Origin of the sequence: Pantoea sp. Cr_R13, from assembly GCF_029222565.1 — a bacterium.
Lineage (GTDB): Bacteria > Pseudomonadota > Gammaproteobacteria > Enterobacterales > Enterobacteriaceae > Pantoea > Pantoea eucalypti.
The window spans coordinates 1,295,029-1,309,737 of sequence record NZ_JARHXL010000013.1; the positions used below are offsets into that span (position 1 = coordinate 1,295,029).

Annotated in this window: 7 protein-coding genes; 1 reads left to right on the forward strand and 6 read right to left on the reverse strand. The window is 56.9% G+C overall.

Going from position 1 to position 14,709, the window contains the following annotated elements; genetic code table 11:
* Nucleotides 1-164: 164 nt before the first annotated feature.
* Nucleotides 165-4,001 (reverse strand): anti-phage defense-associated sirtuin Dsr1, encoded by a 3,837-nt coding sequence (gene dsr1, locus P2R09_RS13965; RefSeq protein WP_275770559.1) that lies wholly within the window; start codon nt 3,999-4,001, stop codon nt 165-167.
* 395 nt (nt 4,002-4,396) lie between these two features.
* On the opposite strand from dsr1, the gene P2R09_RS13970 reads away from it, so the two are divergent.
* Nucleotides 4,397-5,131, forward strand: coding sequence for an SDR family oxidoreductase (locus tag P2R09_RS13970; protein ID WP_275770562.1), 735 nt, complete (start codon nt 4,397-4,399; stop codon nt 5,129-5,131).
* A gap of 370 nt (nt 5,132-5,501) precedes the next feature.
* On the opposite strand, the gene cobA is transcribed toward P2R09_RS13970, so the two are convergent.
* The 5 genes from cobA to ntrB are packed head-to-tail and all read right to left on the reverse strand — an operon-like array spanning nt 5,502 to nt 14,705.
* On the reverse strand, nt 5,502-6,341 hold the full coding sequence (cobA, locus tag P2R09_RS13975; RefSeq protein WP_275770749.1) for a uroporphyrinogen-III C-methyltransferase: 840 nt from the start codon (nt 6,339-6,341) through the stop codon (nt 5,502-5,504).
* On the reverse strand, nt 6,341-8,959 hold the full coding sequence (locus P2R09_RS13980) for a nitrate reductase (protein ID WP_275770565.1): 2,619 nt from the start codon (nt 8,957-8,959) through the stop codon (nt 6,341-6,343). The genes cobA and P2R09_RS13980 overlap by 1 nt, the downstream gene beginning before the upstream one ends.
* The gene (gene nirB, locus P2R09_RS13985) at nt 8,956-13,020 is read right to left on the reverse strand and encodes a nitrite reductase large subunit NirB (protein WP_275770567.1); all 4,065 of its coding nucleotides are present in this window, start codon (nt 13,018-13,020) and stop codon (nt 8,956-8,958) included. The genes P2R09_RS13980 and nirB overlap by 4 nt, the downstream gene beginning before the upstream one ends.
* Before the next feature lie 10 nt (nt 13,021-13,030).
* Nucleotides 13,031-13,822 (reverse strand): ABC transporter ATP-binding protein, encoded by a 792-nt coding sequence (locus P2R09_RS13990; RefSeq protein WP_003853115.1) that lies wholly within the window; start codon nt 13,820-13,822, stop codon nt 13,031-13,033.
* A 10-nt stretch (nt 13,823-13,832) separates the two neighbouring features.
* Entirely contained in the window at nt 13,833-14,705 is an 873-nt protein-coding gene (gene ntrB / locus P2R09_RS13995; RefSeq protein ID WP_003853116.1) for a nitrate ABC transporter permease, read from the reverse strand.
* Nucleotides 14,706-14,709: the final 4 nt, after the last annotated feature.

Sequence of the window (14,709 nt, forward strand, 5' to 3'; positions counted from 1 at the left end):
TCATTGAAAAGCTTTAACCTTCTAAAGAACAAATGAGAATGTCAGTTGTTTGCTCAGAGAGAACCTTGCTCCAAGTCAGGCCGCTATGTGCCAGAAGCGGACGTCACTAAAGCTACATTGGAACTCTTGCTGACTGTTACTTAGGATTATTTATCGAACGCCTATTAGGCGCTGTTCCTCCTGTAATAGTCTCTTAGCCGTGAGTATTGCACGTCTTGCTCAAGGTTTGGAGCAGCCTGGATAATGTCATCCAGGCAAGTACCCAACTCTTCAGATAACCATTGGCGTTTCTCACCTGCAATTACGTAACCCAGTAGCAATGCTGCTTCGGCAGGAAAGCGCGTGCACAGTCCCGATTCAAGTAGCCGGTGTACGACATAATATGGATGTTCAACAGGTATCAGCCAGTTATGTACGTCATCCAAAGCAGAGGGAAATTCGTCGCCAGTAGCAATGATTAGCCGGGCCAGTGAAACAGTCATTTGAGAAGTGACCAGATCCCGGGATTTCGGCCAGATGTTTTGCCACAATGGCCGGACTCGATTTTTCCAATAATATTCTCTCTTGTCAGCCGCCCCTTCTTGCGCCTGACAGAGTGCCAGAGCACACTTTTCAAGACCTTCTGACGGAAGTGCGTTAAAAGCGGCACGAAACTCTTCGGTTGTGTAATCCGCTGTCGGGCCTAATGCTGCGTATGTTAAGAAAGTTGCGTATTGCTGACGATGATCGCCGAGTTCTGCATAGTGGTTTGCACTATCAAGGCATTGAGATTTAAAGGCCGTCATCAATGGCTGGTAAAGGCGAGGCGACCAGAGAAAGCCTTCCCAAACGGACTTCGCCTCAAACGGATTGTCCCAGTTGAAGAATGGTAAAAGATATTGTTCTGTCCAGGGGCGGTCTACACGGAAAAGTGCAATTAGCTGTGAACTCAACAACACCCGCCCATGTATAAATCGCTCGATATCAGGATCACACAGCGCACTGAAAATGGATTTGAGATAATCGGGCAGTTGCTCGTTATCATTTGGATCTTTCTTGAACCACAGGTTGACCAGAATCTGAGTAACATGTCCGATGGGGTGATTTATCGCAGCATCGACCGGACTGTATGATTTAATGCCGTTGCTGACAATATTTGCATCGGTACCAGCTTCAAGTGGTAATGCCAGTATTCTGCGACAGAGTCCGATAAGTATATCTTTGTGGTGGTTTATAACCTTAGAAGCCGTTTCCATCCACCATGCCACACTATGGATAATCTCCTTAAGAAAATGATCAGGCATGGTCTGGACCACAGGTGCAACATAATGCCACGAGAGTGACACCAGACCATCATCAGCCCAAGCCTGGAGAGCTACACGCCATCGTTCAGGGGGCCAGATATCACTTTTGGCCAGATCGCAAAGTGCATACGCACTATGAAAGAATCGAGTACGGCAAACATCTCTCCAGGTATCTTCGTAAATAGGTCGGTGTTCAGGTTCGGTTTTTTTGAGCCATATAACCAACTCCTGTCGATTTCGGGGGGCCGGTTCAATGTCCTGGCTGTCCTCATAATCCGGATCGCCTGTCCCACTCATCCAGTGAGAAAACTCGTCACGCTCGTTGTCAGCCAGCTTAAACGCTGGATACCTGTTGGATAATTCTGCCAGTCGTGCCGTTGCCGATTCTCCCAGTTCCAGATCAGAAGTTTTTAGTTTAGCCAGATGCAACCAGACAGAATGATTAGTAATAGATTGCCACCTTTCATCCTCAAGATTATCCCGATACATTCTGCGTGGTGGCCCAGCAAGGATTGCGGTTTCTAGGTTTTCCTGCGCGAGTCCGCTCAGATGCCTCCCCTGTAACACAAACAACCTGTTGACTTCCCGTTTGGTCTCAACACACCACAACCACCATGAATCATTGCTCAACAACCATTTAGCCCATTCTTCGGAAGAGATACAGTTATCATGGCTGGCAGCAAAGAGAGCCAGTCGCTTGAAGGTAGGATAAGGGAGTTCAATCCATCCTTGCGCAATGATTGCTGCACGTGGGATGTCATTAGCCCGAACTGCGAGCCATGAATCCCGCAGCAGCGCAATTAGACTAACCCAATCATGAAATCCCCGGTTCTGCCAGTGTGGGGTAATGGATGGAAGATCCCAGTATGAACGATCTCTAAACTCATCAGCCTCACCCAGCTCATGCAAAAGATCCAGCGCATCCCGTAAAAGCTGTTGAAAATCGTTCAACAGGATAGGTAAAGCTGTATTCCAGTTGCCTTTAGCCTCTTCGTCCAGAGTGGAGTACACATGGTCTGCGGCGAGTACCAGTTCCCAATCAACTAAGTGTCTGATGCTGAGTGGTTCATCAGTGTCACTTACGCCGTAATCCCAGCGAATGGGCTTCCTCAATAAAATTTTTGGAGACAGTAACTCGCGCAATTTCAAACGCATTGTAGTGGTTAAGCCGTCTCTTTTAAGCCGACTAAACCAGCTATAGAGATCAGAATTATGTCCAGCTGATTTTAGCCGCTCACTGAGTAGAAGGTTCCATAAGGTGCACATATGGGGGCCAGGAACAGCTTTAGGGGCATTTAAACGAATTTCATCCAGTTCAGCGACCTTCCCGTTTAGCTTCAGAGTAGCAAGATTGTCTAATTTTCGCTGAATCAGCCACATACAGCGTTCATGAAGTTGTCCTCCTCGCTCGGCTATCCAGATAATCAGTCGGGGGTCGTCCAGATGGCGTATCAGCCAACGGGAAATGTGAGTCATCACGTCATCCCATTGACTATCGGTCGAGCCCCATGAGGCCAGACACATATATGGTGCGCGTGTGTAAGAAGCGGGGCGTCGGACCAGACTAAATCGAAGCTTCGTATCCACCTCTTCCTGAGGAGGGACACCAAACCGGGCTAAATCTTCATGCCCAAGAGTCTCAAGACTGAATGTCTCCAGTAACCAGTCCAGTGAAGGAACGGGATCGAAATCAGCAAAGCGTTTCGCGGGTAATCCTGATTTATCCGATAACGCCCACAGCATCCGCCCGACAAAATTGTCCTGCCTCGTCGTATCCTGTGGCCGTGCGGGAGCATGTTTGACAACTATCGCTTCTTTTCCCTGGACCCCATCACGGTATGTATCTGCCCAGGCATGTAGGGTTTTATGTAAGGCAGAATGGTCTCTGCTACCGGCCGGAACATTATAGAGAACAGGGGTAACACCTTTAGCCTCCCACTCATTGGCTTTTTGCTCTTCCTGTCCAGGTTCACAATCCCCCAGAGCCCAGGCCTGCGGGGTAATTTCACCCAGCATACGGTCAGCCGCTAATGCATCCATCATGTAGCGCAATACAGGGTCATTGATACTGTACCCCACAAAACAAACCACATAGTTACGGAACAACTCACTTACAAAACGAGCAGCCCAGCGTTCAGTCAGATATGCCAGTCCGAAATCGCCACTGGTAACAACCAGCCGGTTCAGGGCTGTATCATCAGGCTTATCAGGTATCAATCCATGCAAAAAGACCAGTCCATCCCATCGGCTATTTTTCGGAATAGGTAACATAGGGGATGAATATTCGTGGAAGGTTTGGCGAGTACGTTTGGCGGCTACGTGAAAAATACGGTCAAAGTTCGTTGTGACCAGTTTTAGTGACCCTTCACGATTACGTGCCAGACGTAACAGCGCTGCCTGAGTATCTACGGCACCTTTGATGCGGGTGTTTGGTTTCAGTGCACTCACAAGTGCGCGGCGAACGGTAAGTCTCTGACCGGGCAAACGACGTTCAAGAAGATCTAATGTGGCATCATACTGCCCCCGATCCAATACAGCTTGTTCAAGTTCCGAAGGTTTTGTTCCATTCAGTCGGTAAATTTCCTTAACCAACCCTTCAAAGCCCGGCAGACGCGCAGGATATGAGATGCCCGCACCGCAGAAAAATACCACTCGACCTTCCTCATGAGCCTGCAAAAGAGACTCAGGAATGTCAGGGCCGTTTGTTATAAATTGCATTCCTTATGCTCCTAACTCGATCTGCCTTGCACTCTAGCCGAAAATTCTTTGAAACCTTATGAAGGCTGATGCAACAGAAGTAAAACAATATACATAATTGACGAGGAAGCATCTCCACTTCCACTGGTAACCGATCCTCTGACCTGCCCCCTATTAGTTCACTCAGAACGCTGTTAACAATGTCCGCAGATCGCTTATAGCGGACCTTGCACCCAAGTCAGTCCGCTACGTGCCAGAAGCGGACATTGCTAATCCCCTGACACACGCCAAACAGTTTGCAGTGCAGCTTATTTCTGTTCCTCATGTAAAAAAGAGCATTAACAGAAAGATGTCAATTAACTTCCTCATGTATATCTACATCCACACATAGTCATCTGGGAAAGGGAAGAATGAAGATGCTGAGAGGTAAAAGAGCTGTTATTACCGGTGGCGGCGGGGGATTTGGCCAGGCGTTGTGCGTGTGGCTGGCACGAGAGGGCGTCGAGGTGGATTTTTGCGCACGGCGGGCTGAAGATATTCAAAAAACCTGCAGCATCATCACTGCTGAAAGCGGCATTGCAAAAGGATATATCTGTGATTTAACCCGGCCTGAGTCCCTTTCTCAGTTTTCTTCACAGCTGTTAATTTCAGACAAGCCTATAGACATTTTAATCCTGAATGCAGCTCAGTGGTTGTCAGGGAGATTAGACGATCAGCCCGACACAGAAATTATCAATACCGTTAGTTCAGGTCTGACAGGTTCGATTCTACTGACTCAGGCTCTGCTGCCCGGGTTAAGACGTTCAGACAATGCTGATATCGTCTCAATTATATCTTCATGTGGGATCCCGAATTTTACGGATTCAATTGCGCATCCTGCTTTTTTCGCCAGCAAACATGGGCTTAGCGGGTTTATCACCAAACTGTCACAGCAGTTGTCCGAAGAAAATATACGTGTGACCGGGTTGTATCCACCTGATTTTGAACTTACAGGATTAGATACGCTTGTCGACAGTGAATTCAGAATGGGGGAACGTCTGATGAATGGGCGCTCAGTCTGGGAAACAATTCGTTTTGTGCTGACTCAGCCACGTAGTTGTCATATAAGCAGTATCTACTTTCAAGGTCCAACTCGCGAAGACCTGAGATAAGAGTGGCTAAAAGCCAATAGAGTTAAACAAACATTCATACTTCCGCTCTTAGCTCATAACGGACATTAATCACCTATAGTCACTGCGCATCTTTAGCCCCTCCCTGGTTGATATTAAACACAACTGCTCACCTGAACTAACCCGCACACTCTCCAGACCTGCTCCAGCAAAACGCCGCACCATCGCCAGCAGTGCAGGTAAGGCCTGCCTGAAGAGCAAAGTGTGCGAGCCAGGGAGGGCGAGCCCAATCCGCAGGGATGCGGGATTCCTTTGCGATCAGGCAGGCCTTTCCTGCACGGCTCACCCGCTCATCAAACCCTCCCAGCCTGCTCACCCGAACAAACCGCAGGGATGCGGGACACCTTTGCGATCAGGCAGGCCTTTCCTGTACGACGCCCCTCTCCCCAATTTCCCCACCCGTAACCTGCAAATCCGCCCGATAAAACCGCACCACCTCACCCACCACCAGCAGCGACGGCGACACCGGCTGATCCCGCGCGACCGTCTCCGCCAGCCCGCCCAATGTAGTAATCAACACCCGCTGATCCGGCCGGGTTCCCTTCTCGATAATCGCTACCGGCGTCTCCGCATCCCGTCCCTGCGCCTGCAACTGCGCACTGATCGACGCACTCCAGCTCAACCCCATATAAAACACCAGTGTCTGATTCTCTGCCGACAACGCAGCCGCATCCAGCTGCGGCTCGCCACTCCGCCCATGCCCGGTAATCAACCGCAACGACTGCGCACAATCCCGGTGCGTCAACGGAATGCCGCTGGCCGCCGCACAGCCAACCGCCGCGGTAATCCCTGGCACCACCTCACAGCGAATCCCGGCCTCCTGCAGGCTCACCATCTCCTCGCCACCCCGCCCAAAAATAAACGGGTCGCCTCCCTTCAGGCGGATCACATTGCGCCCGCTACGCGCCAGATCCACCAGCAACTGATTAATCTGCGCCTGCTTCAGCCCATGCTGCCCCGGCTGCTTACCCACATCAATGCATAACGCACTCTCCGGCACCTCTGCCATCACCGCTTCACTTACCAGCCGGTCATACACCACCACCTCAGCCCGTTGCAGTAATCGCAATGCTTTCACCGTCAGCAACTCCACATCGCCAGGGCCTGCACCCACCAGCCATACTGCACCCTGCGGCTTTGCCACACCGGCCGGAGCCAGTAACTTATCCAGAGAATCAATTGCTCGCGTCATCATTCCTCCACAACCACATCGGACAGCAACAACTGCTTCAGCTCCGGAATACAGGAGCCGCACTGTGTGCCGCACTTTAGCTTCTCGCCTAACGCCTGAGTAGTGCGACACCCCTGCGCCATCGCCTGCAAAATCGTCTGCTCACCCACCGACATACAGCTACAGATAATCCGTCCCGCCGCACGCCGCTGCATCGCCTGCCCCGCCAGCACGCTGTGCCGCCCGGCTGCATCCTGCGGCGCATCCGCAAACGCCGCCGCAACAAACGCACTATCCAGCGACGGCAAGGCGCTACCGGCATAAAAGGCCAGCTGCAATGCACCCTCGCGCCATGCCAGCAACCGGTAAACAGCACCGCTGCCAGTGGCGACCTGCACGTCACAGTCTGACAGATCAATCTGCTCTGCCAGCCACGCCTGCGGCGATCCCGGACCCGCCACGGCATAGCGCTGCACTGCCGGATAAGGCGCGCGCGACCAGTAACGTAATCCCGCGAGCGGCGCAATCTCACGCTGCCAGAGCCAGCCCTGCCAGGTCACCGCCAGCGGACGAATCCGTACCGGCGTCTGCTTCAGCGCAGGCTGCCCGGAAAACGGACAGGCCCGACCGGCGATCAGCATATCGACGTGACTCTGCTGACTGAACTGCCGGTTCCAGTGCATCGGCACAAATAGCTCGCCGCGCCGTATCCCCGCATCAATGCGCACCCGGACACTGATCCAGCCCTGCGCCGACTGCACCCGCGCCAGACCGCCCGCCGTCACGCCATACTGCGCGGCGTCAGCAGGATGCAGCGCTACAAAGGGCTCATCGCAATGCTGCATCAGACGCGGCACCAGCCCGGTGCGCGTCATGGTATGCCACTGATCGCGCACCCGACCGCTATTCATCAGCAGCGGGTAAGCTGAATCTCGCCGCGCCAGGAGAGGCGTGGCCGGGACAAGCAGACGGGCTTTACCGTCCGGATGGAAAAAGCGGCGATCGCCAAACAATCGGGCGCAACCCTGCGGAAAATTACTGTTCACCGGCCACTGCACCGGACGCAATGCATCCCATTCAGCCTGACTCAACTGCGCCAGCCCGCTGATATCAAATGCGCGCTGGCCATGATTTTCAAAGCCCGACAGCGCGGCATGTTCACGGAAAATCTCCGACGGATGCTGCCAGTTGAAGTCCTCACCAAAGCCCAGCCGCTGCGCCACCTGCGCCAGCAGCCACCAGTCAGGCCGTGTATCACCCGGCGCGGCGGCAAAAGCGCGCTGACGCGAAATACGCCGTTCTGAATTCGTTACTGTGCCGTTCTTCTCGCCCCATCCCTGAGCCGGCAGCAGAATATCGGCAAAGGCGCTGGTATCGGTCTGCGCCATCACATCCGACACAATCACCAGCGGGCAGGCCGCCAGCGCCTGCGCTACGCGATTCCCCTCCGGCATCGACACCGCCGGATTGGTGCCCATAATCCACACCGCTTTCACCTCGCCTGCCGCAATCGCCCTGAAAAGGTCCAGTGCGGTCAGCCCCGGCTCGCGGGCAATCGTCGGGCTGCGCCAGAAGCGCTGCACCCGATCGCATTCTGCTGCCGTAAAACTCATGTGCGCCGCCAGCTGATTTGCCAGGCCACCCACTTCACGTCCGCCCATCGCATTCGGCTGTCCGGTCAGCGAAAAAGGTCCGCAGCCCACGCGCCCTATTTTACCCGTCAGCAGATGCAGATTAAGAATCGCCTGGTTATTGTCGCTGCCGGTGACGGACTGATTAATCCCCATACACCACAGCGTAAGTACACGCTCATGCTGGCTGAACAGCTGGAAAAAATGCGCGACCTGCTGCTCCGTTAAATCACAGGTATCAGCCACCCGTGCCACATCCCACTGCGCAGTAGCAGCCAGCGTTTCATTCACGCCATTAAGGTGAGGCAACATGTCGCTATCAAGGCCATCGTGCTGAGCCAGCCAGTGCAGCAGACCGGAGAACAACGCCGAATCACTGCCGGGCCGGAGCGGCAGGTGGAGATCGGCCTGGTCACAACTTGCCGTGCGGCGTGGATCAACCACCACAATTTGCATTGCAGGTCGTTGCTGCTTTGCCTGCATCAGCCGCTGCCAGACCACAGGATGCGCCCAGGCAGCATTGGAGCCAACCAGCAACACCAGATCGGTCTGCTCCAGATCCTCATAGCAGCAGGGCACTGCATCGGCTCCCAGCGCCCGCTTATACCCGACCACCGCCGACGCCATACAGAGCCGTGAATTGGTGTCGATGTTGGCGGCACCGATGTAGCCTTTCATCAGCTTATTGGCGACGTAGTAATCCTCCGTCAGCAGCTGGCCGGAGCCATAAAATGCCACTGCCTGCGGACCATATTGATCGATCACCGCACGCAATCCCGCCGCCGCCGCATCCAGCGCCGCATCAAGGCTGACCGGATGGCCGTTAACTTCGGCGGTCAGCAGACGCCCCTGCGACGTCAGCGTCTCACCCAGCGCCGCCCCCTTGACGCATAACCGGCCCGCATTGGCCGGATGCTGGGGGTCGCCAGTCACGGTTGCCTGATGAGGTCCCTGCGGCGTGACGCAGACGCCACAGCCGACGCCGCAATAGGGACAGGTGCTGTTCATGATGCCTGCGCCAGCTGATTGAGCGGACGATTTGCCAGCCAGATCTGCCCCGCTTCGAGTTTCACCGGCCAGCAGCGCAGCTGGTGCTGCGGATTATCCAGACTCTGGCCGTCACGCAACCGTATCCGCTGCTTGTAAAGCGGAGAGATCACCACTGGCTCACCGCCGACATCGCCCAGGATCCCGCGCGACAGCACGCTGGCGTCGCTGCCAGGTTCGCGATCTTCCAGCGCAAACAGCGCATCCCCAAAGCGGAACAGCGCGACACGCTCGCTGCCAAGTCGCGCGCCAATTCCTGCCTCCGGCGGAATCGCCTCCAGTGCGCAGATAGCACTCCACGGCTCGGCGGGCAATTGCAGCAACGGACGCGCGGCCACGGATTCAGGCTGACGCTGACCGCGTACCCGGCTGTAGTGCAGGGTTTCATCAGCGTGGTCGCTGTTAACCGTTGGCGTAAACAGCGCACGGCGCGACGGGTCCGCCAGCGTGGTCTGCCACTCGCACTGGTATGCATCTACCACCTGCTGCATCTCCTGCTCCAGCGTCTCGCCCAGCCCGAGGCTATCCTCAATGATGACCTGCCGCAGATAATCCAGACCGCCTTCAAGATTGTCCATCCAGACGCTGGTACGCTGTAGCCGATCGGCGGTACGGATGTAGAACATCAGCAGGCGATCGACATAGCGCAGCAGCGTCGCGTCGTCGAGATCGCTGGCGAACAGATCAGCATGGCGCGGCTTCATCCCGCCATTCCCGCAGACGTAGAGGTTCCACCCTTTTTCAGTGGCGATCACCCCGATATCTTTGCTCTGCGCTTCTGCACACTCGCGGGTACAACCCGAAACCGCCATCTTGATCTTATGCGGTGCGCGCAGCCCCTTGTAGCGGTTCTCCAGCGCAATGGCGAAGGCGGTCGAATCCTGCACGCCGTAGCGACACCAGGTTGAACCCACACAGGATTTCACCGTTCGCAGCGATTTGCCGTAGGCGTGACCGGTTTCAAAACCCGCTTCCAGCAGCGTCTGCCAGATATCCGGCAACTGGTCGAGCCGCGCCCCAAACAGGTCGATGCGCTGCCCGCCGGTGATTTTGGTGTAGAGGTCGTAACGCGCCGCCACCTCGCCAATGGCGATCAGCCCCTGCGGCGTGATTTCGCCTGCCGGAACGCGCGGCACTACGGAATAGGTGCCATCTTTCTGGATGTTGGCAAAATAGCGGTCGTTGGTGTCCTGCAGCGGCAGATGCGCCGGTTTCAGCAGATAGTCATTCCAGCAGGAGGCGAGCAATGATGCCACCAGCGGCTTGCAGATCTCGCAACCCTGCCCCCGACCGTGCGATGCCAGCAGCGCATCGAAGGTTTTAAACTCGCCAGCCCGCACCAGGTGATACAGCTCCTGGCGTGAATAGCTGAAGTGGTCGCAGACATCTTTTTTCACCTCAACGCCGAGATTTTCCAGCTGAAACTCCATCACCTGCTTCACCAGCGCTGCACAGCCGCCACAGCCGGTGGCCGCTTTTGTGCAGCTCCTGATGCTGCTCATCTCACCACAGCCCCCTTTCACCGCCGCACAGATATCGCCCTTGCTGACGTTGTGGCAGGAGCAGACCTGGGCGCTGTCCGGCAACGCCGCGACGCCTGGCGCTTTGGGCGCACCGGCAAGTGCAGGCAGAATCAGGCTTTCCGGTGCGGTGGGCAGCGGTAAGTCATTGAGCATCATCTGCAGCAGCGTGGCGTAATCGCTGCTGTCACCCACCAGCACGCCGCCCAGCAGCCGGGTGCCCTCCGCAGAGACCACGATTTTCTTGTAGATGCCTTTTGGCCCGTCGGTCCAGTGATAATGCTGACTGCCCGGCGTGCGGCCGTGAGCGTCACCAAACGAAGCGACCTCCACGCCCAGCAGTTTCAGCTTAGTGCTCATGTCTGCACCGCTGAATGCGGTGGGTTCAGCCGCCAGATGTCCGGCCAGCACCCGCGCCATCTGATAACCCGGCGCGACCAGACCAAAGATCTGACCGTTCCACAGCGCGCATTCGCCGATGGCAAACACGTCGTCATCGCTGGTTTGGCAGCGATCGTTAATCTCAATGCCGCCGCGCGGTCCCAGCGTCAGACCCGCCTCACGCGCCAGTTCATCGCGCGGCCGGATACCGGCGGAAAACAGCACCAGATCGCCGGGTAAACTGCTGCCGTCGGCAAAGCGCAGCACCACGCTGCCGTCAGGCTGTCGCTCAATCAGTTCGGTCTGTTTCGAGGTGTGAACCGTCACGCCCAGCGCATCGATCTTCTGACGCAGCATCAGCGCACCGCCCTCATCAAGCTGCACCGCCATCAGGCGCGGCGCAAACTCCACCACGTGCGTTTCGAGCCCGAGCTGCCGTAACGCATTCGCCGCCTCCAGACCCAGCAGGCCGCCGCCAATCACGATGCCGCGCTGGCTGTGGCGGGCGCAGGTGGCAATGGCATCAAGGTCGTCCAGCGTGCGATAGACAAAGCAGCGATCGCCGTCGTGGCCCGGCACCGGCGGCACAAACGCGCGTGAGCCAGTCGCCAGCACCAGCTTATCCCAGGCCAGTTCACTGCCCGTGCTGTCACGCAGGCTGCGCTGCTGGCGGTCGATCGCGACAACCGAACAGCCACTCCGCAGTTCGATACCGTGCCGGGCAAAGAGGTCCCCGTCGACCAGCGACAGGTCGTCGGCCGTTTTGCCGTTGAAATAGTCCGACAGATGCACCCGATCGTAAGCCTGCTGGCGCTCCTCGCCGTAAACCACGATGTGATAGTGCTGATGCATTTCGCGGGCAACCAGCTGCTCAAGAAAATGGTGACTGACCATGCCGTGACCCACCACGGCTAAAACCGGTTTACTCATTTCAGGACTCTCTGCAGCCTGTGGCTGCGGTTCAGGTTGATCGTGATCGAACAGGGCAGCGAACGTGACAGGTTCGGCGTGCTGAAGACGCTCCATCAGCGCAGGCCCTTGCCGGGTGTCGCCAGATAGCAGCACGCCACAGAGGCGGCCCTGACGAAGAAAAAGACGGCGATAGTCGCCAGAGATCGGGTCAAAACTGCTGATAGAGGGCGCCTCACTGACGTCGCCCGCGCTGAACAGCGAAATGCCACTCACTTTGAGGCGTGTCGCCAGCGGCTCACTGACAAAATCCGCCAGCGGCGATCCGGCCAGTTGCGCCGCCAGAATCTGTGCCTGCGCCAGGCAGGGCGCGACCAGACCAAAGGTTTCGCCCGCGATTTCACAGCACTCACCCACCGCGTAAACCCCGGGAATGGCGCTGCGCAGTTGACCATCCACCAGAATGCCGCGCTGACACGGCAGACCCGCCGCCTGCGCCAGCGTTATTTCGGGCTGAACGCCGATGGCGATGACCACCTGCGTGGCGGCAACGTGGTGGCCGCTGGTCAGCGTCACGCCCGTCTCGTTAATCGCCACAAATCCGCTGTTGAGTTCACAGCGGATGCCGCGCTGCGCTAATGCCGTCAGCAAGAGTTCGCCCGCTTTTGCATCCAGCTGGCGATCCAGCAGCCAGGGTTTGTGGTGGATCAGCGTGACGTCCCGGCCACGGGCGCGGAGTGCTGCTGCCGCTTCAATGCCCAGAAAGCCGCCGCCCACCACCACCACCGGCCCCTGACCTGACAGCAGTTGCCGGACGTCAGCAATGCTGCGAAAAACCCGGACGCAATCCGCATCAATGCCTGGAATCGCGGGCAGACGAGGCTGCGAACCGGTGGCAAACACCAGTTGATCCCAGCTGAGCTGGCGCCGATCGGTCTGCACGGTTCGCACAGCCAGATCGACCTGCAGGACGGTTTCACCGTTCAGGAGCGTGACGCCGTGCCGCTGATACCAATCCTGATCATGGATCAGGGTGTCATCAAAGGACTTTTCACCGGCCAGCACCGGCGACAACAGCACGCGGTTATAGTTGCCGTGCGGCTCGCGGCCAATGACCGTGATGGCGTAACGCTGCGGCGCACGTTGCAGCAGGCTCTCCACCATCTGCATCCCCGCCATGCCATTGCCTATCACCAGCAACCGTTGCCTCATGGTCTGCTCCTTATGCCGCCGTGGTCTGTTTTTCATAGAGAAAATGCAGCACTTTCTGGCGCAGCTGGTGGTAGCGCGGCTCATCCGCCAGTGCTACCCGCGAGCGCGGACGCGGCAGATCAACAGTCAGGATTTCGCCGACCTGTGCTGCCGGGCCGTTAGTCATCATCAGTACCCGGTCGGAGAGCAGCACCGCTTCATCCACGTCATGGGTGATTAGCACGATAGTGGTATTCAGCTCCTGCTGGATGCGCATCACGCTGTCCTGCAGGTGAGCGCGGGTTAACGCATCCAGCGCGCCAAACGGCTCATCCAGCAGCAGCACACGCGGCTTCATCGCCAGGGCACGCGCAATGCCAACACGCTGCTTCATGCCACCCGAGATTTCGCCAGGCCGCTTGTGCATGGCGTGGCTCATCTGTACCCGATTGAGGTTGTGTTCGATCCAGTCGCGCATCTCCGCTTTGCTGAAACGCCCTTTAAACACCTGCTGCACCGCCAGTTCGACGTTCTGAAACGCCGTCAGCCACGGCAGCAGCGAATGGTTCTGAAACACCACCGCACGCTCCGGACCCGGTCCGGTGATTTCGCGGTTATCACACAGCAGTACGCCGCTGCTGGGACGGGTTAATCCGGCAATCAGGTTCAGCAGCGTCGATTTGCCGCAGCCCGAATGGCCAATCAGGCTCAGGGTTTCCCCTTCGTGGATATCAAAACTGACGTTGTCCAGGGCCAGGAACTCGCCGCTGGCGGTATTGAAACGCTGGCTCACCTGCTGAACGCGAATAATGTGTTGCTGCATGATGTTCTCCTTATTTTTCCCAGCTGAAACGACGCACCAGCAGCATCAGACCCTGCTCCAGCAGCAGCCCGACGACACCGATAATCAGAATGGCGATCAGAATGTTTGCCACGTTGAGGTTGTTCCACTCGTTCCAGATCCAGAAGCCGATGCCCAGACCACCGGTCAGCATTTCGGCGGCGACGATCACCAGCCACGCGATGCCGATAGAGAGACGTACGCCGGTGAGCACCGCAGGCAGCACGGCGGGCAGCAGAATCCGGCGCATCACCGTCCATTCAGAGAGCTGTAACACCCGCGCGACGTTGAGGTAATCCTGCGGAATGCGCTGCACCCCTTCGGCGGTGTTGATGATCATCGGCCAGATTGAACAGATGAAAATGGTCCAGCTGGCGGCCGGCTCGGCGCGCTGAAACAGCAGCAGTCCAATCGGCAGCCAGGCCAGCGGGCTGACCGGGCGCAGCAGAGCGATAATCGGATTGAACATCCGCGCCATAAAGGTAAAGCGTCCCAGCAGAAAACCGGCCGGAATGCCCACCAGCGCGGCCAGGCCGAAGCCGATGGCGACGCGCTGCAGCGAGGCCATCACATTCCAGCCGATACCCTGATCGTTGGGGCCATTGCTGTAGAACGGGTCAGCGAACAGAACCTGTGCAGCCTGCCAGGTCGCGTAAGGCGAAGGAAACGAGGGTTCAAACAAGGCGGCAATTTGCCACACCAGCAACATCAGCAGCAGGCCGCCCGCAGCCGGAATGCAGCGCTGCAAAAACGGACGCAGACGTGCCGGACGAACGGCGGCTTTCGGGGTGACCTGTAACGGAATCACGGTGGCACTGTCGGGGGTTTGCTCCGGCTGAGCCAGCGCGCGCGCGTCAGTTCTCATAACA

Coding starts and splice junctions, on each gene's coding strand:
- dsr1 (WP_275770559.1), bottom strand. CDS start 4,001: ATGCAATTTATAACAAACGGCCCTGACATTCCTGAGTCTCTTTTGCAG.
- P2R09_RS13970 (WP_275770562.1), top strand. CDS start 4,397: ATGCTGAGAGGTAAAAGAGCTGTTATTACCGGTGGCGGCGGGGGATTT.
- cobA (WP_275770749.1), bottom strand. CDS start 6,341: ATGACGCGAGCAATTGATTCTCTGGATAAGTTACTGGCTCCGGCCGGT.
- P2R09_RS13980 (WP_275770565.1), bottom strand. CDS start 8,959: ATGAACAGCACCTGTCCCTATTGCGGCGTCGGCTGTGGCGTCTGCGTC.
- nirB (WP_275770567.1), bottom strand. CDS start 13,020: ATGAGGCAACGGTTGCTGGTGATAGGCAATGGCATGGCGGGGATGCAG.
- P2R09_RS13990 (WP_003853115.1), bottom strand. CDS start 13,822: ATGCAGCAACACATTATTCGCGTTCAGCAGGTGAGCCAGCGTTTCAAT.
- ntrB (WP_003853116.1), bottom strand. CDS start 14,705: ATGAGAACTGACGCGCGCGCGCTGGCTCAGCCGGAGCAAACCCCCGAC.